Annotated in this window: 12 protein-coding genes; 1 reads left to right on the top strand and 11 read right to left on the bottom strand. The window is 39.9% G+C overall.

Annotated features, from left to right (window positions below; translation table 11 throughout):
• Window positions 1-44 precede the first annotated feature (44 nt).
• Genes ACTQXY_RS03220 through ACTQXY_RS03180 form a run of 9 tightly spaced genes read right to left on the bottom strand, consistent with a single transcriptional unit; the run spans window position 45 to window position 14,574 of the window.
• Window positions 45-1,673, bottom strand: coding sequence for an alpha,alpha-phosphotrehalase (locus tag ACTQXY_RS03220; RefSeq protein ID WP_441658237.1), 1,629 nt, complete (start codon window positions 1,671-1,673; stop codon window positions 45-47).
• A 1-nt stretch (window position 1,674) separates the two neighbouring features.
• Entirely contained in the window at window positions 1,675-3,438 is a 1,764-nt protein-coding gene (locus tag ACTQXY_RS03215) for an alpha amylase N-terminal ig-like domain-containing protein (RefSeq protein ID WP_441658236.1), read from the bottom strand.
• 17 nt (window positions 3,439-3,455) lie between these two features.
• Window positions 3,456-4,907 (bottom strand): 4-alpha-glucanotransferase, encoded by a 1,452-nt coding sequence (gene malQ / locus ACTQXY_RS03210; RefSeq protein WP_441658235.1) that lies wholly within the window; start codon window positions 4,905-4,907, stop codon window positions 3,456-3,458.
• Between the two features lie 13 nt (window positions 4,908-4,920).
• Window positions 4,921-7,182, bottom strand: a complete 2,262-nt coding sequence (locus ACTQXY_RS03205; RefSeq protein WP_441658234.1) for a glycogen/starch/alpha-glucan family phosphorylase — start codon at window positions 7,180-7,182, stop codon at window positions 4,921-4,923.
• A 4-nt stretch (window positions 7,183-7,186) separates the two neighbouring features.
• Entirely contained in the window at window positions 7,187-9,130 is a 1,944-nt protein-coding gene (locus ACTQXY_RS03200) for an amylo-alpha-1,6-glucosidase (protein WP_441658233.1), read from the bottom strand.
• A gap of 4 nt (window positions 9,131-9,134) precedes the next feature.
• Window positions 9,135-11,060 (bottom strand): type I pullulanase, encoded by a 1,926-nt coding sequence (gene pulA / locus ACTQXY_RS03195; protein WP_441658232.1) that lies wholly within the window; start codon window positions 11,058-11,060, stop codon window positions 9,135-9,137.
• 15 nt (window positions 11,061-11,075) lie between these two features.
• A complete protein-coding gene (locus tag ACTQXY_RS03190; protein ID WP_441658244.1) occupies window positions 11,076-11,918 on the bottom strand; it encodes an ABC transporter permease subunit in 843 nt (280 codons plus the stop codon).
• 22 nt (window positions 11,919-11,940) lie between these two features.
• Complete coding sequence (locus ACTQXY_RS03185) at window positions 11,941-13,317, bottom strand: ABC transporter permease subunit (RefSeq protein ID WP_441658231.1); 1,377 nt, start codon at window positions 13,315-13,317, stop codon at window positions 11,941-11,943.
• A 15-nt stretch (window positions 13,318-13,332) separates the two neighbouring features.
• Window positions 13,333-14,574: an extracellular solute-binding protein gene (locus tag ACTQXY_RS03180; RefSeq protein WP_441658230.1), complete on the bottom strand. Its 1,242-nt coding sequence runs from the start codon at window positions 14,572-14,574 to the stop codon at window positions 13,333-13,335.
• Between the two features lie 254 nt (window positions 14,575-14,828).
• Here ACTQXY_RS03180 and ACTQXY_RS03175 point away from each other — a divergent pair, with 254 nt between their 5' ends.
• Window positions 14,829-15,821: a substrate-binding domain-containing protein gene (locus tag ACTQXY_RS03175; protein WP_441658229.1), complete on the top strand. Its 993-nt coding sequence runs from the start codon at window positions 14,829-14,831 to the stop codon at window positions 15,819-15,821.
• 266 nt (window positions 15,822-16,087) lie between these two features.
• Here the strand turns inward: ACTQXY_RS03175 and ACTQXY_RS03170 are convergent, their stop codons facing one another.
• Window positions 16,088-17,065, bottom strand: coding sequence for an HAD hydrolase-like protein (locus ACTQXY_RS03170; protein WP_441658228.1), 978 nt, complete (start codon window positions 17,063-17,065; stop codon window positions 16,088-16,090).
• Window positions 17,066-17,081: 16 nt separating this feature from the next.
• Window positions 17,082-19,889, bottom strand: a complete 2,808-nt coding sequence (locus tag ACTQXY_RS03165) for a glycoside hydrolase family 38 N-terminal domain-containing protein (RefSeq protein WP_441658227.1) — start codon at window positions 19,887-19,889, stop codon at window positions 17,082-17,084.
• Window positions 19,890-19,893: the final 4 nt, after the last annotated feature.

Here is a 19,893-nt window from a genome sequence, read left to right as displayed (position 1 = left end):
TCCACATGGAAAAAAAAGAAAAATTATCTAATCTTACAATAATGTCAGAAACCGCACAGGTAAATGGCACTTTCATATGGACGAAGCATACCTTCCTCACCATCTTCCGAATAATTGCAAATCAATACCTCTCCGCCCTGCCATTCTTTTAGCAGTGTACACGGAACTGTGTTCTCTGTAAAGTTTGACACTACAAACATCTGTTTTCCTTGATATTCTCTTACATAAGCGAAAATATTCTCATCTTCTTCCAAAAGCAGCCGAAAATCACCTTCCGCAAAAATATCATATTCTTTTCGAAGTTGAATTAATTTCTGATAATAATAGAATACTGAATTTTCGTTTTCTAATGCTTTTTCTGCATTGATTTCCGTATAATTCGGATTTACTTCCATCCACGGTATCCCTGTTGTAAATCCCGCATTTACACTGTCGTCCCATTGCATCGGTGTTCTTGCATTGTCACGTCCCTTTGTATAGATAGATTCCATGATTTCTGCCTCTGAATATCCCTTTTGGAGACGCTCCTTATACATGTTGCGGATTTCAATATCTTGATATTGGTCGATACTTTCAAACCTTACATTGGTCATTCCGAGTTCTTCGCCCTGATAAATGTAAGGTGTTCCCTGCATTCCATGTAAGACCGTCGCAAGCATCTTTGCCGATTCCACACGGTATTCTTGATCATTTCCCCATCTGGACACGATTCTCGGAAGGTCATGATTATTCCAAAACAGGCTGTTCCAGCCACATTCAAAAAGCGCTGTCTGCCATTTTGCCAAATTTTGTTTGAGTTTTACAAATGGCAACGGACAAAAATCCCACTTTTCTTTCCCTGCCTCCTGATCTAACATCATATGCTCAAACTGAAATACCATTGAAAACTCACTTCCATCCGGATTGCTGTATAATTTTGCACGTTCCGTGTCTGCTCCCCAAGCTTCCCCTACTGTGATCAGGTCGCCCTTTTGAAATGTCTCTTTACTCAGTTCTCGGATAAATTCATGAAGTCTTGGACCATTATTTGTAATTTTCTGATCTGGTTCTTTTGCAATCTGGTCGATGACATCCAGCCTGAAACCGCCTGCGCCTTTTTCCATCCACCACAAAATCATATCATAAATTTCTTTTCTAAGTTTTGGATTTTCCCAATTTAAATCCGGCTGTTTTACAGAAAACTGATGAAAATAATATTGTTTTAATTCCGGAACCCACTCCCATGCCGGACCTCCAAACACTGAGCCCATATCATTCGGAAGAATTCCTTCTTCCCCATCACGCCACACATAGTAATCATGATATGGATTGTCTTTATCTTTTTTTGCCTCCTGAAACCATCTGTGTTCATCTGAAGAATGATTCAGCACAAGGTCGATCATAATGCGAATATTGCATTTTTTTGCTTCTGTGATCAAACGTTCCATATCATTCATATTTCCAAACATCGGATCAATATCCTGATAGTCTGAAATATCATACCCATTGTCATCCTGCGGTGAACGGCAGACCGGAGACAGCCAAATTGCATCAATTCCAAGCTTCTTCAAATAATCCAATCTGTCGATAATTCCTTGAATATCCCCAATTCCGTCTCCATTACTGTCCTGAAAACTTCTCGGATAAATCTGATATACGACCGCATTTCGCCACCATTTCTTCTGTTCTTCCATATTATTTTTCTCCTTTTATCCTTCGAATCAATGTTCCATTTTTCTGCAATTTCCCGTTCTCATACCCTCGTTGGAATAGGATTTCTCCCTGCCTTTCTATTTTCACTTCCTCTTTTGTACAATTCAATAGAATCTCCAATTGATTTCCCTCATCATCAAGCTTTACATACTCCACAAGCCGTGACTCTTTGTAAGTATTCGGAAAATGAAAATACAGGCTTTTGAATGCCGTTTCTTTTCTGCGAAGTTCAATCAATGTTTTCGTCTCATGGATTCGCCGCTGATTTTCCACTGTATCAAGTTCCTCCCACGGCATACATCTTCTGCAATCCGGGTCATGTCCACCTTCCATTGCAATTTCTGTTCCATAGTAAATACACGGACTTCCCGGCATTGTAAACAACACAGCAAGTTGTTGATAAAAAATGTCCAAATTATTTAATCTGTTCATAAGCCGTTCGGTATCATGCGAATCCAAAAGATTAAATAACACATTGTTGCACTGCTGCATGTACATCGTATAACATCGATTGATCATATATTCAAAATCTTCTTTCGTATCCTGCTCGTCCAAAAAGAAATCATGAATCCCACTCATCAACGGATAATTCATAACCGAATCGTACTCATCCCCCATCAACCACTGACTTGCATCATGCCATATCTCTCCCAGCAAATAGATATCTGGCTTAATGCTTCTTACATGCTCACGAATTCGTTTTAAAAACCGGTGTGAAACTTCATTTCCCACATCAAATCGGATCCCATCAACATCAAATTCTTTAATCCAATTTTCACAGATCCCACAGAAATATTGAATCACTTCTTCGTTGTTTGTATTGAGTTTTGGCATATTGTCGATGAATGCGAAAGAATAAAATCTTTCATCCCGTGTATCTGCTTTTTTCTTAATATTGCTCCAATCGTTCACCATAAACCAATCTGCATACTTCGACTCTTTTCCGTATTCCTGTACATCACGCCACGGAACAAATTTGCTTCCACTGTGATTGAATACTGCATCAACCATCACTCGAATTCCATGCCCGTGTGCCTCTTTCACAAGCTGTGCAAACTCCTCGTTCGTTCCAAAATGCGGATCGATCTTTGTATAATCCATCGTGTCGTATTTATGGTTAGACTCTGCCTCCATAATGGGATTCAAATAGATTCCATTGATTCCCAACTCTTTTAAGTAGGATAGTTTTTTGCGAATCCCTGCAAGATTTCCGCCAAAACGCTCATCATTTGTCACCTTTCCAGTCCTCCACGGAACAATTTCTGCAGTATTTCTTTCAGGTGTCCCATTACAAAAACGATCCGGAAAAATCTGATACCATACTGTATCGTTCACCCACTTCGGTGTCCGATTAATATCTGCCCGATTCATCCACGGCACGATAAAGCACTGCAACATTCTTCCATCCATATTAATCTGCTCTTCGGTCAAAAAACCATCTTCAAAATAATACCATACCTCTGACTCTGTCTGCAGTTCAAAATAGTATTTACATCTTTTGTAAGTCGGAACAACTGTTGTTGTCCACCAAATCTGATATTTCAGCCGTTTCTTATAACAGATTTCCTCTCGTTTCCCAATCCATCTCTCATTTCCACCAAGAATACCTGCTTCAAACGGGTCTCCATAATGTATGAAGACCCGTTTCACATCGTAACCGGTTTTGAGATTGATAATAAGTTCCTTTTCATTCTGTGGATAGCTCATCTGCTCTGATGTCTTATGATAGACTCCGGTAAAATTCATATCCTGTTCCTCTCTTCTTATCTTTGTCTCATCTGTCTACTATATTTTTTCAAACTTATTTCCATTTGTCGCATATCCGGCATTCTCCACTCCCAGTTCGGACTTCCAACCGTACCAGGTGTATTTAGATGGGCCTCTTTTCCCATTCCTAAAATATCCGCCATCGGAACGATTGCATATTCAGCCTTACTCTTCCATGTATAAGCTAAAAGTCGGTCTTTAACAGATCCCTGACGGATTCCTTCCCTTGCAAGAAAACGACGCACTTTTCGTTTTGCTGCAACAGACAATGCATCATACCATTCCATTAATGTATCATTGTCATGTGTTCCCGTATAGATGATCATATTTTCCACATCATGAAAAATATCTTTCGCATATTTTCCAGATGTATCAATTGAAAACACAAGTATCTTCATTCCTTTAAAATGATAATGTTCTTTAAGCTCCAACACTTCTGGTCTGAGATCTCCCAAATCTTCTGCCACAAGATTTACTTCAGGTATCTTTTCCAAAAGTGTGTCAATCACTTCATATCCCGGTGCCTCAATCCATTCTCCTTCAATTGCAGTCGGACAAGTAGCCGGAATCTTCCAGAAAGTGTCAAACGCACGGAAATGATCGATTCTGATAATGTCAAACAGTCGGCTACTGTATCCGATTCGATCCACCCAAAACTGATATCCATTCTCTTTGAGATAATCCCAGTCATAAATTGGATTTCCCCATCTCTGCCCTGTCGCACTGAAATAATCCGGCGGCACACCTGCAATGAAAGTCGGTCTTCCGTCTGTATCTAATAGGAAATTGTCTTTTCCTGCCCACACATCCACAGAATCCACACCGACGTAAAACGGCACATCTCCCATAATTTGAATTCCATTTTCATTTGCAGTCTTTTTAATTTCCATCCACTGGCAGAAAAATATATACTGTAAAAACATTTGATAAGCCGCCTCATGTGCAATCTCCAAAGGCACTTCCTTTTTAGCCTCTGGCCATGTCTTATCCGCTGTATCCCATTCATTCCAGCAACGATTCTCATTTTTTTCTTTTAATGCACGAAACATCCCATATTCTAACACCCAGCTCTGCTGTGCAAATGTTTTATAATCGTCTGTTTCTTCAAAACGAGAAAATGCCTCTCTTAAATAACTTTCTTTCCATGCTCGGACTTGATCGTACCGGACATGAGTTTCCTTTTCTAAAAATGCCGGTGGTAGATCTTTTAAAAGTCCCTGTTCATATAATGTTTCCAGACTGATATAAATCTCATCTCCTGCGCAGGATGAATATGGCTGATACGGAGAATTCCCGTATCCCACCGGATTCAGCGGCAAAATTTGCCAGATTTTTACACCTGCTTCTTTTAAATAATCAAGGAACACTTTTGTTTCCCTTCCCAGTTCTCCGACTCCCGTACGCGACGGGAGCGAAGACACGGGCATCAATATCCCTGTTTCTCTCATAGTCTCATCCTCTTTATGATAACTTCCAAATATCTTCGTTATATTCTGCAATCGTACGGTCTGCTGAAAAGTATCCTGCCTTTGCGATATTTACAAGGGCTTTCTTCGCCCAAGCTGTCTCATCTTCATAATCTGCCAACATCTGTTCTTTCTTCGCAATATACTCTTTGATATCAAGCAACGCCATGAACCAGTCTTTTGATATGATTTCCTTATAAAGTCTTCCAAGATTTACAGGATCCCCAATCTGAATCAACTCTTTGCTGATAATAAAATCTACAAGCTCTTCCACAAGTACATCACTCTCATAGATGTCGCGTGAGCAATAACTTGCCTCGTCATATAACTTGATCACATCTTCTGATTTCTTTCCGAAAATATAGATATTGTCGTCTCCAACAAGCTCATGAATCTCTACATTTGCACCGTCTTCTGTTCCAAGTGTCACAGCGCCATTTAACATAAACTTCATATTTCCAGTTCCTGATGCCTCCTTTGACGCAAGAGAAATCTGCTCCGAAATATCACATGCCGGAATTAGTTTTGCTGCTTTCGTCACATTGTAATTTTCCACCATGACAATCTTCATATATTTGCTCACAATCGGATCATTCTCAATCAACTGCTGCAGGCACAAAATCAAATGAATAATGTCTTTTGCAATCGTGTAAGCCGGTGCTGCCTTCGCTCCGAAAATCATCGTCAGCGGACGTTTCGGTAAGTTCCCTTTTTTGATCTCTTTGTATTTGTAAATCGCATAAAGTGCATTCATCTGCTGTCTTTTGTACTCATGAAGACGTTTTATTTGAATATCAAATACCGAATTACTGTCAATATCCACATTCTGCGTCAGCTTCAAATATGCTTTCAGTTCTTCCTTAGAGTTCTTTTTAATTTCTCTTAGTTTTTTCAAAACAGTTTCGTCATCTTTATATGCAATCAGCTTTTCAAGATTTGCTGCATTTTCTATATACTCTGGACCGATTAGTTCTTTCAAGTAGGCGGAAAGCTCTGGGTTACAGTGAACAAGCCATCTTCTAAATGTAATTCCATTTGTCTTGTTATTAAATTTTTCCGGATAAATGTCATAGAACGGTTTCAGTTCAGACTCTTTTAAAATTTGTGTATGAAGTGCCGCCACACCATTTACTGCATACCCAAAGTGAATGTCGATATGTGCCATATGCACACGATCCATTTCGTCGATAATATAGACACGCTCATCGTGATAATCTCTTCTCACACGTGCATCCAATTCACGAATAATTGGCATCAGATGCGGTACAACTTTTTCTAAATACGAGATTGGCCATTTTTCTAACGCTTCTGCAAGAATTGTGTGGTTCGTATATGCACATGTCTTTCTCACTACTTCGATTGCTGTATCCATATTGAATCCTTTTACAGTCAACAGACGAATCAATTCCGGAATGACCATCGTTGGATGTGTATCATTGATCTGCACTGCAACATGTTCATTCAGTTTGTAAAGATCATATCCATTGTCTTCAGCCTCCTTCAGGATTAACTGCGCCGCATTGCTTACCATAAAATACTGCTGATAGATACGAAGTAATTGTCCCGCCTCATCGCTGTCATCCGGATAGAGGAACAATGTCAGATTTTTCTGAATATCTGTCTTGTCAAAATTAATTCCATCCCCAATAATGCTCTCATCCACTGTATCAATGTCAAACAAATGAAGTCTGTTGCATCCGCTCTTATATCCCGGCACGTCGATATCGTACATGGTAGAAGTCAATGTAAAATCTTTAAACGGTACTTCAAATTTTACATCTGTTTTTGTTAGCCAGCTGAAGTCTGTAATCCATGGATTTTTCTCCTCCTTCTGCTTATGGTTCACAAATCTCTGACGGAACAATCCATCATGGTAGTTTAATCCGACACCATCCCCATTCAGTCCTAAAGTTGCAATTGAATCGAGAAAACATGCCGCAAGACGTCCAAGCCCTCCGTTTCCAAGAGACGGCTCCTGCTCGATTTCTTCAATCTCCGTGATATTATGACCGTGTTTTTCCAGCACTTCTTTTGTCTCATCAAACAAACCTAAGTTGATCAGATTGTTAGACAACAGTTTCCCAATCAGAAACTCGGCAGAAATGTAATACAGTTTTTTCTTTCCTTCGTTTCTTTTTTTTCCTTGCATTTTCTCTTTTGTCAAAATCAATAAGGCAGTATAAATCTCTTCGTTTGATGCCTCTTTGATGCTCTTTTTATATTTCTCTTCTAAAATATGCTCTAATAACTTTTCCATCTTACTATTCTCCTTCTCTTTTTTCAATTACCGCATAAACTCTCAACATTTCACCGACACTCCAAGCCTGTGCAAAACAGCCCTTGGATCTGGTTGGATTTTCTCCGTCATAAATTTCCGGAAGCTGTCCGATACAGCCTTCCCGCATCGCACTCTCAATCACTTCCAGCTGGTCTTTGACATCCGCTTTCGCCTCTTTGCTGCATCCATTCACTTTCAGATATGCCAAATAATACGCACCGAGCGGGAATGTCCACACAGTTCCCTGATGATATGCCATATCACGCTCTTCCATCTCTCCCTGATAGTTTGAATGAAATTCCTCATCTGCTATCTCAAGTGTCCGAAGTCCATAAGGTGTATAAAGCGTCTCGAACACCGTCTCCACAACCTGTCGTTCTTTCGTCTCATCCAGCATCGTAAACGGCATTGACACCGCCCAAATCTGGTTACAACGAATCTGTCTATCTGCTTTTGTTCCGGATACTAAATCTTTTAAACACCGTCTGTCTTCCATCCAGAACTTTTCCACAAAAGATACTTTTACCTGCTCTTTTAACTGTGAATACTCCCACGTCCGGTTCACAAGCGAAGCAAACTGCTCCATAATACACAGCGCATTATACCAATACGCATTAATCTCAACCGGTTTTCCATGTCTTGGTGTCGGCAGAATCTCTCCTATACGCACATCCATCCATGTTACCTGCCACAATCCTTCTCCTGCCTGAATCAACCCATCTGAATCCATGCAAATTCCATAGTCGGTCCCTTCTCGATAACCTTTGATAATGCGCTCCATCACTGGATACATCTCTTTCACAAACGCCACATCTTTTGTTGCTTCGTAGTAGAGATATACACAATTGATAAACAATAACGCCGCATCTACCGTATTATAAAGTGGCTCATTTCCTCCTTCCGGAAAAAGATTCGGCATCAGTCCTTTTCGCTCATGCACAGCAAATGTACGCAAAATTTTTTTTGCCGTCTCATACTGCCCTGTCACTATGCATACACCAGGAAGTGCTATCATCGTATCCCTTCCCCAATCTTCAAAAAACGGATACCCCGCAAGTATCGTACTTCCGCCTGTCGACTCTCTTTTTGATACAAACTGGTTTGCGCTTTTCGACAACTCTCTTGCCATTGGCATCACAAAAGCCGCCTCTTCTTCTAAGCTTCTTCGATATTTTCTCATACCTTCAATAATCAAATCTGCGTCCTGTAGCGCATTTTCCATCGAGTATACAATCTTCAACTTCACGCATTCCCCTGCTGGTACAAAAATACTGATTTCATGATTGGCCTTTGCAAGCCCCTTCTCTCTTCTTCCATCGCAGACATCATAACTATAAAAATAGATTTCCTCTTTTTCTTCAATCTTACGAATCTCTCCATTTGTCTCAAAGTACAATGTCATTCCCTCAGAGTATACTGCATCCCTTTCTAACGTAAACACTTGTGTGGACTTTGGTTCACTTCCTTTTCTTGTGAACTGAAAAAACGGTGTCACACGAAAGACCGCATCTTTTTTTTGACGATTCCATATTGTGTAACGGACTGCAACTGTATTTTCTTCCTGCTTCATGCCGATTTCCTTTTGCAATTCTACTCCCTGCACATGGAATTTCCAAATTGGACTATCATCATAGACAAATGCAGAAAGATACCGGTATCCCTCCTCTTTTGCCCCATCTGCAAATTCCTGAGTGGACAAGATAAACTCGTCCGTTCCAATTGCCAACGTCTCCGCAAGACGATGCACCATATTGTATCTGTGGTTTGGTGCCTGAATACAAGCCATTAGAAGTGCATGGTCATTTCTCACTGCCGAACCGGTCATCGTCAAAGATGAAAATCCTCCAAGACCATTTGTCAAAAGATAGCAATTCTCCTGCCCTCTCTCTATTGTACTAAAATCTTGTTTTCCATATATCCATCTCATATTTTTAACTCCTCTGTCCAAGTACGAGCACACTCTTTGGAGCTGCCTTCGCACATCCTACTTTTTTCCCTTCCTTCCATCGAAAACTACTCTCTGAATCAACTAATATTTCCCAGTCTCCTTCTTTCAACTCTTTCGAAACTGTTTCCCTCGTACTGTTATATATCACACACAATGTTTTCCACTTTGATTCATACACTTTTCCTGTGTTATCCACAAAAAATCCAACAACACCTTCTGTTTTCCACTCTTCAAAGATTCGTTTCCATGCTCCTTCTGATTTATCGCATAATCCAGGAAGCTGTTTTCTGAGCGCAATCAGTCCCTGATAATACGTTCGCAAATCCGTATATCTATAGGCACGTTCCCAGTCGAGACGATTCAACTCAATCGGTGCATTATATGTATTCTCAAGCCCATCTTTCGTTCTTGCAAATTCTTCTCCTGATAAGAAAAACAGATTTCCCTGACAAGTCATATACATCGCCGCTGCCATCTTGTTAATGCGAATACGCTCTTCCTCATCTGAAATTGTCTTTTCAAGTTTATCCCACAATGTCCAGTTATCATGTGCGGATACATAAGTAATCACTTGACTTGGCGCTTTCACGTTCCGCCCGTCTGTGCTCCATGCGCGCACACTGTTTAAGATTTTTTCTTCCAAACCATTCGCTCCATTGACGAATCCCGGAATTTCTGCTTCAAATACATGTCCTTTGATTGCATCTCTCGTGTCATCACAAAACATTCCAATTTCACAATCCAACTGAGCAATATGTTTCTTCAACGCCGGGACTGCCGTCCCTTCTATCGCGGTCTCATCTGCTGCCCAAGGCTCTCCAAAGACTAATATCTCTCCTCGTCCATAACGGACATCAAGTTCTCGTCTGATTCGGTTCATCAGATCCACATCCAAAAGTCCCATCAAATCAAACCGGAATCCGTCTATGTGATATTCTTCTGCCCAATACAGAACCGAATCGACAATATAGTTCGCACACATTGGCCGCTCACTTGCCACATCATTTCCACAGGCAGAGCCGTTTGAGATTGTTCCATCATCCTTCGTTCGAAAATAATACCACGGAACCGCCTTATTCAAATTCGACTCCAACGAATACATGTGATTATAGACAACATCCATAATTACTCGGAATCCATTCTTATGGAGAGACTGCACCATTTCTTTGAACTCCCGAATGCGAACCGCCCCATCTTCTGTATGAGTTGCATACGACCCCTCAGGCACATTATAGTTCTCCGGATCATATCCCCAATTGAATTCCTCATCATTGGACTCGTCCACAGAGCCGTAGTCATACACCGGCATCAACTGCACATGTGTCACTCCCAATTCCTTGAGATAATCCAATCCGGTTGAATGCTCTCCATCTCCAAAAAGTGTCGTATGTTCTTCTGTGAATGCCCTGTATTTTCCTCTATTTTCTTTTGAAAATCCTCCAGACTCATCCCAAGAAAATTCTTTGATATGAAGCTCATAGATAATATTCTCTTCTCTTTTTTTCGGTCTTTGATCATGCTCCCATTGCCGTGGATTCGTTCTATTCAAGTCCACGACCATACTCCGGATACCATTCACTCCGCAACCTCTCGCATAGGGATCTCCAAGCTCAACTATTTCTCCGTCCCACAGGATTTGATAATCATAATAAACGCCATGCAGATATGTCTCTGTCTGGTAGAGCCAGACTCCTCTCTTTTCTTTCTGCATGGCAATTTTCTGAAAGCACTCACCATGCTTTCCATCCCTATACAATCGCAACTCCACTTCTTCTGCCAAAGGGCTCCACAGGCGGAATGTAGTTCCCGCCTGCGTACACAAAGCTCCCAGATCCTTTCCATCGTATTGATACTCTTTCTGGAACTCTAAAGTGTTGTACAATTTTTTTAACTCTTTTCTTGTCTTCATAATCTAGCCCTCTTTTTATCCCTTTACGGCGCCTGAAACTCCGTCCACATAATATCTCTGCATGATCAAGAACAAAATCGCAATCGGAATCGAGATCAGAACTGCTCCCGCCGCAAAGCTTGTGTACCAACTGTCAATATATTCCTTCTCAAGCATTTTCCAAAGTCCAATTGCAACTGTATATTGGTCGGAGTTGGCTCTACAGATTACTTTTGCAAAAATAAAGTCCAGCCATGGTCCCATAAATGCTGTCAACACTGTATATACAATAATTGGTTTGCTAAGTGGAAGTGTAATCTTTTGAAACACCTGCCACCTCGTACATCCATCTAAGATTGCTGCCTCATCCACCGCATATGGAATCGTATCGAAAAATCCCTTTGCAATCTGAAAACCAAGTCCTGCACCACCTGAATAACACAAGATGAGAGCCACACGAATCAGATTTCCTTCTGTTAGTCCAATCGCTTTCAAAATAAAATACACAGCAATCATTGACATAAATCCCGGAAACAATCCTAATATCATCGCCATGTTCATATATGGTTTTCTCAGTTTAAATTTTAACCTTGATAAACAATATGAGACTGCCAATGTGTAAAATGTCGCAAGAATACAAGAGCATATTGCAATGATCAACGTATTCATAAACATTTTGGGAAAGTTCAAAATGGAAGTATCGGTAAACAATTTGATATAGTTATCTAGCGTAAATTCTTTTGGGAAAAATGTAGATACATAAGACCCTTTTTCCGCACGAAAACTTGTAAGGACTACCCATATAATCGGGAATACCCACACAGCCGCCAGTACGGCCAAACTTGTATGCACGATCACGTTCGCTTCTTTTTTGCTGATCGCATTTTTTGTACTGCCATATCTAAATTTCTCCTTCCTTATAAGATTTACTGTTTCTATATGTAAGCAATGCGCCAACCGCCAAAATGATAAATGTCAGAATACCGATAACTGCACCAATATTGTAGTATTGCTTGTCAATTGTCAATTTATAAAGCCAAGTCACAAGTAAATCAGTCTTTCCTGCCGTAGATGCCAGATCTGTTACCGGATCTCCCCCCGACAGCAAATAGATCACATTAAAGTTATTGACATTTCCTGTAAACGTCACAATCAAATACGGTGCTGTCACATAGAGCATATATGGCATTGTGATCTTGAAAAAAATCTGAAGTGCATTTGCTCCATCCACTTTCGCTGCCTCATAAAGCTCTCCCGGAATGTTCTGAAGTACACCGGTCAACTGGAGCAACGTATACGGAACACCTACCCAGATATTAACAACAATCACAGTCACTCTCGCCCATGTTGGGTCCGTAAAAAACGGGAGACTTGCGTCCTGCGCAATCCAGCCAAGATTTCTTAAAAGTACATTCACCGCACCATTTGGTTGAAGCATCGTTCTCATAATGAGCAGAGAAACGAACATCGGTACCGCACAGGATAATACAAAGCAGAACCTCCAAAATCCTTTTGCTTTCGTATCTTTTCTGTTAATTACAAGCGAGAGAATCATACCGAAAATGTAATTGCTGAATGTGGCAAAGAACGCCCACACAAGCGTCCAGCCAAGAACTGACCAGAAGGTACTTCCCAGAATACTATTCGTATCAAATAACGCCTTGAAATTGTCCAAACCAACCCAATCAAACAGCATCAAATGATTTCCAAGCTTGCTGTAATTCGTAAATGCCATACAAATCATAAAAACCAGCGGCAATATTGTCAGGGTAAAAATAAATACCATAGGTGGTGTCATTAAAAGTCTGTGCAGATTCTCATGCAGTAGTGATTTCAAATCTTCTACAAATGAATTAACATGACGCCCCTCTTTATCCAGACATTCTGCTTTGAAAGCACTCTTAAGCGCTCCTCTCCATGCCCAAATCATCAGTAGTGTCACTAAAACCGTCGCTACTCCATACAACAATAGCAATACCGACTGATCCCCTTTTGTATACAGATACACCTGTTTTGTCGCATCCCATACTTCTTTTTGCGGTGCACTGCCAAGTGAACCGAGCGTGCTGAGAAAATGAATTCCATTCACTGCCATAAAAACAATATAAACCACTTCCAAAGCCAAATATAAAAGTCCTTTTATTCTCTGTTTGTGTACAAAATTTCCAAATCCCATCAATATCATAGAAAGCTTCGTCTCAATTCCGCCTTCCTTGATTGCCCGCATACAAGTATATGGTGTTGGAAATTGATTTACTTTCTTTTTTAATTTCAACATTCCTCTTCACCCCTTTTAAATTCCATCACTATTCATCGCTTCATTCATCGCTTCCGTCTGTTCTGCCGCATTCTCGTGTGTCACACTTCCATTGCGGATTCCTTTTCCCATATTTTCAACTGGAACCCAACAATTATTCATCTTCGCCACAAATGGCTGCAAAATTGAAGTATGATTGAATGTATTATTTTGTGCCGAAACAAGTGGATCTGAAGCAATTGTCTCATCTGCAAGCAACTCTGTATTACACGGAATCACATTTCTGAGCTTATAATGACTCATCTGTGCCTCGGCTGAACCAAGGTACACTGCAAGTTCCACTGCCGCAACCATATTCTTACTGTACGGATTCACTCCGATTGCTTTTGAACCAGCATATGCCATCATCTGTTTTTCCTCTCCATTCACAGTAAATGTAGGAAGTGCAGCAGCCCCCATATTCTCACCTAGCGCTTCTTTCACAGCATTCGCATCCCAAGAACCCGAAAAAATAGCTGAGATACTTCCATCTCGTAAGCCTGCAAGTCCAGAACCATCCGCATCAATTTTAAAATACGGATTTGCAGCTAAATCCACCAGATACTCCGTCACACTAACCGCTTTCTCCCCTGAAAAATCGACACCTTTTGACTCATCTGTTCCATCTCCGAACAAGGTACAACCATTTCCAATATAGAATGCCGGTGTATACCATGAGTTTGTCAGCGGAAATGCCACGGTCCCTTTTTTCAACATGCTATCCAGATTCTTAATATCTTCTTCCGAAAAAACACTTTTATCATAGTACATAAACCACGTATTCGTCGTAAATGGTACCCCGTATAAATCCCCATCTTTTATCAGGGACGATAATACTTCTTCTGAATTCGTATTTTCAATCTCTTCTCGATACTTGCCTCCAAACTTTGCCAATGCCTTCGCATCTGTCATTGTTGTAAGTGTATCGTTCGCATACATAAATACATCTGCACTCGCTTCCGGATCCTGTGCCACCTGACTCGCCGCAGTCGCCTCATCTGCAACTCCATATACAAATGTAATATCCCATTCCGGATGTTCCTTTGCAAACTTCTCACAAGTACTCTGTAGCCATTCCCCACTTTCTTTTGACTGATCTTCCGATGGTGACCAGACCATAAGACGTACTTTTTCTTTCTCACCAAGCGTGCCATCTCCACCTGCATTTCTTCCACATCCAGAAAGATTTGCAACCGCAAATACTGCCGCCATCAATAATGCCACTCCTCGCTTCTTCATTTTTCGTCTCCTTTGTTTCGTATTGTTTCGTTATTTGTAATATAACTCACAACATTAAAAACGTCAATATTCCATATCACTTTCTCTACTTTTCACAGTTTTTCTCATCAATTTTTGTATATTTTAACCATCTCATATTTTTATAAAATTATTCTCCGAAACAAATCTATTCTAAACAATTGATTTTTTCTTTTATTTTCGATATAATAAAAGATACTATTTTGATTGAGATTTAAAAAACAGAAAGGGATCATATGGCTACAATACAGGATATTGCTGATAAGCTAGGCGTTTCCAAAGGAACTGTATCAAAAGCAATCAATAATGCGCCAGATATTAGCGAAACTTTACGAAAAACAATTTTAGACACTGCTGTTGAAATGGGTTACTCCAGATTGCGGAGACAGAAAAATGAGGCAAAAAAATTTTGTATCATTATAGAAAATATGGAATACGAAGAACCACATCAATTTGGATATGATTTTATCATCGGCTTTCGGCAGATGGCAGAGCCTGCTGGTTTTGTTGTAGACGTTATCGAGATGACCGAGCAAATACAAAAAAAGATGCCTTATGACGTGTTTATGCTACAAAATGATTACATAGGAGCATTTGTACTCGGCTTTTCTCTCAACGATCCTTGGATGAAAGATTTCAAGACAAGCCACACTCCTACCGTTCTTTATGACAACTACATACCAGCCAACCCATTTATCGCTTCCATTGGAATTGACAACAAAGAGGGGATGGCACTTGCTGTGTCCCACCTGAAAAAACTTGGGCATCACAAAATCGGATACCTCAGCAGTGCACTCGGTTCCTACATCATGCAAGTGCGGCATAAGGCATTTTTTGATGCCATGAAACAAAATGACCTAAAGACTGAGCCGAATTACGCAGGTGCCTCTTACTACATCACACAATGTATTGAAAAACATCTGCCACGTCTTTTGGACATGGGAATGACCGCAATTATATGCAGCCACGACCAGATTGCTAATGCTGTCATTGTGCAGTGCCAGCAACTAGGTTACCGTATTCCCAAAGACATCAGCGTAGTTGGTTTTGATGACCTGCCTCTCTGTGCCTACACCTCTCCACCGCTTACCACAATTCGTCAGAACCGGATTGAACTCGGAAAATGTTGCTATTATGCACTAGACAGCCTGTTGAATAATGTATCAATCGGAACCATCTTGCTTCACGCACAATTGATTACACGAAATTCTACAGATATTGTTTTGTAATTCTCTTTAACAAAGATGTCACTTTTTAAACACATTTTCATCACATTTTCATAGTATTATAATACTTGAATAAAGGATAAAACCTTTAAGTTTCTTTTTTCATAACGCCGGTCGAAAGACCGGCCCTTTCCTTTTTACGAAAAATGGGATGCTCCATATTATGCACGGAGTATCCCATTTTTACCGTATGTTCTATAGCAACATGTGATTTTACAATCCAAAAACCGCTACAAATAGCTATTGCTGCTACAAGCACAAATTATCTTTTATCCATTTATCAACAATGGTAATGCCTCTTCAAGCAAATCGCACTGTTTCATACAAAGTGAATCCATTCCACTTGCATGGATATTCCCTCCATTAATTCCAATAGTCTCAAATCCAGCAAGACGAATTGCTGTTACACCTGCTGAGGAATCTTCAAACCCTACCACTCTTGTTTTTTCCTTTTCTGTAATTCCAAGACCAACTCTTGCCGTTTCTGAATAAAGCCACGGATGCGGTTTTGGTGCAAGTTCACCGATAGTTCCTGTCTGTCCATTTCCAAATGTCGTTCCAGCAGTGATAATCGCATCATAAAACTCCAGCGGATCTCCCATGTTCAATGTTCGAAAGGCTGAAATAATCTCTGGCATCGCTTTTGTATAAAGACCAGAGGTAACAAGACCGATGCGAATGCCATGATCTTTCACTGTATATAAAAACTCTTTCAGTCCTGATGCAGGTGTAAATGCTCCTTGTCTTCCCCTTCCTTCCAAAATTTCTTTCATTTCATATTCTGTTATGGCAAAATAAATTTTTCTCGCTTCTTCCACAGTCTTTGTAGGACAATATTTATTAATACAATATTGCAAATGTTCTGACACAGAATGTCCAGACACGTGAGGTTCATCTTCTGTCGCTAATTCAAATTTGGAGTTTTTTGATAACTTTGCAATAGTCTGTTCGATAATCCACATCCAGAAGGTTTCACTTTTCACACTTGTTCCATCCAAATCCATCAATATTGCAGTTGCCGGCCCTTCATATAGGACTTCTGGCACCTTATACCACGCTGGATACCCCATAGCTGATTTGATGTAACACATTGTTTTATCTGCAAAAGATACAAATTCTGTTTTTTTATCTAGAGGAGTATAAACAGCCTCTACGCCTTCCCTTCCACTTATAAAACTTCCATCTGAAGTTTGTGATAATTCAATCATATTATCTATCTGACCAATTCCTGGATAACAGTTTTTCATCGTAATTCTCCTTATTTTACAACACAATTTTTAATGTACAGATTTTATTGCTTCCTACCGTAACTTGAGCCTTACCTGCTTTGACTTCCAGTTTTTCAATAAACTCCTCTTTCAAGTCTACTACATCAATTGCCTTTACATCCGCATCAAATTTCACAACAACCCTTTCTTGGTCTGCACTGAGATTAAAGAGACGTAAAATCACACCCGATTTATCTTGTGCTAATTTCAAGCAAGATACTGATACATTTCCTTCCACTTCATAAAAAGAGTGTTTCAAAGGAAGTGTTCTCTTTCCCATATTCGGTACAGATGTTTGAATTGGTTTCAACGGAACTTTCATTTGCTCGGCACGCTCTGCAAAACATTCTTCTTCATAAGTTCCCTTTTGAGGTGCAATTGTATAACGATACTCTAGTCCCCCTTGCACCTGTCCCCCATCTTGATTTGGAAAATACCCCTCACTTCTAAATTCTGTACATATAATATTTCTCACTGCACGAAACAGGGTAAATGACAATGATTTTGATTTGCGAAATTCATACTCGCCAAGACAATCTGTCAATACTCCCATTCCTCTTTTGCCATCATATACGGATACAAAGTCTTGCATTGGTTGTGTTGTCAGTTCATTGAAATATGCACCATTATCATCTTTTAATGGGAACATCTTACGATGATCTACAACAAAATGTCCCTCCGCATCTACGGTTTGAGTATCTACGCCTGTATCCATCACAACACTCATCTTGTGATCCCGACATTGATTATTCAATTTAACCTCTACTTCAACCTGACTGCTTCCTTTTTTCAGTGTATAATAGGTTGCAATCGTTACCGTTCCCTTTTCTTCACATCTCTTGCTTTCCCCGTGTATATAATTTTCTGGACGGTATGCAAACCTCGGAAGTTCCATTGCTATCTCCGACACAATTGTCGCTGACAAGCTGCCATTTTCCAACATGTAAATAGATGACTGAATTCCTTTGCTCGTATAGGTCTGGTTATTATATGGTGGATAGTACATCCAATAATCCCCAACATCCCCCGTACTTTCATAATAGTTAAGCGGACCATACACTTCTCCGGTTCTTTTATCACAAATGGTAATGCTTCCATCTGGATTCACTTTCACATTCAAAATGCCGTTATCCATCTCATCACATCCAAGACCTATTTCCTCACCTTTTGTTTTTCTTGTCTTTGCCCAAAACTTTGTTTTTCGCACAAATGAATTACCATCCGCTAAGGAATATACTTGGTATCCGCCTGCTGGTATTTCTCCTGTCTCAAACAAAACTGTATGACGATCTGTATAATACGGAAACGGTCTGGAATGCAAATCTACTACCGGTGAAACTACCTCTGTTCTACCAATTTCCTGAATTTCTCTTACCGTCCCCTCACTATCTGCAATTTTAAAATCCCATATGTTTTTGCTTTGTGGTGTATCTACATACACTTTTAGAATTTCCTTGCGCGGTTTTGCTGTTGGATTAAACACAACAAATAAAATATCCTCTTTTCCATATTTTGAAAAATCTATTTTTTGTAAAATTTTCTGCATACTCCGATTGTAAACTATATCTGCAAGTTCTCCCGCCTGATGCAGTCGATAACACACATCTTCTACTGTTTTATCCTGAGTCACACCATTGATTGAGTCATGGGGATGCGATAACAACAGATACTTTTGTGCTTCTTCTAAAAAATGGGTTTCATATTTTTCTCCCATCATGTACAGAGCCGTTGCCATAGGTTCCGCCTGTCCAAAAAGTTTATTTTGTATCTGCCTATTTAACGTCTTAATATGTGGTCTTGTCATCAGCGCATTTCCTGAAAGAGAAGTTGTCGGACCATCTCGCATTTCCCCATGAATCTTTAATAATCTGTCCATTGGCAGTTTTTCTTTCAAAATCTGAACATATTCCTCCAACGAAGAACTCTTAAATTCAATTTCTTCACATTGTTCATTGATTTCTTTTAACAATGCCATAAGTTCCGGCTGTGCTGTAGTGGAGTCTGTCCCATCCATCATCGCTCGATCATCCACAAGCCATGAGTCTCGCATACCGTGCCAAGCTTTTTCTACTGCATTCTTTACTTCTTCTTTGTGTATATAACTTGTATTTTCTATACGGAAATAATCCTGAATATACTGTTTATCATCTGCCTGATGATAAATCTGACCATCCACACCATATTGATATTCATACTCTTCTGTTTTGTATGCTTTTCCTGTCATAATTTGTAAATATGCATTCATAAAAAAGTTGGCTCTTGCATCATCGCCAAGCCTTGTTGCAAGCACTTCTGTTCCATCTGCCCCGATCCATCGAAACTCGCTTTTCGGCGCTCTTGTCTTATCTACATTCTTAGAAATAATAACTGTGTCTATATCAAATCCTTGATAAATTTGCGGGAGCTGTGATGGCTGTCCCCATCCAAACGACTCGTATCCAATTTTTAAATATCCGCCTAACTTCTCGCATTCCTCTTTTCCTTTTAATAAATTTCGAATAATAGATTCTCCAGAAACCGGATATAAATCTGGAAGAGTATACCACGGACCAATCTGAATTCGATTATTCTGAATCATTTTTTTCAATCTGTCTTTTTCTTCCGGACATACTTCAAGAAAATCTAGCGCTGCCACAACTTGCCCATCTAATAAAAAGCTTTTATACTCTTCATTGTTTTCTAATGTGTCCAAAAGCTCTTCGATCAAATCTCGCAGATACATCCTATTTTCCCAAATCGGATATCTCCATTCTCTATCCCAATGTGTATGTGGAATCACATATCCGGTCTTTTTTTTACTCATCTTT

The sequence above is a fragment of the Faecalimonas sp. LCP19S3_D12 genome (genome assembly GCF_052121495.1).
Lineage (GTDB): Bacteria > Bacillota > Clostridia > Lachnospirales > Lachnospiraceae > Faecalimonas.
The sequence above is the reverse complement of the archived record's forward strand: the minus strand, read 5'-3'. Positions and strand labels throughout refer to the sequence as shown.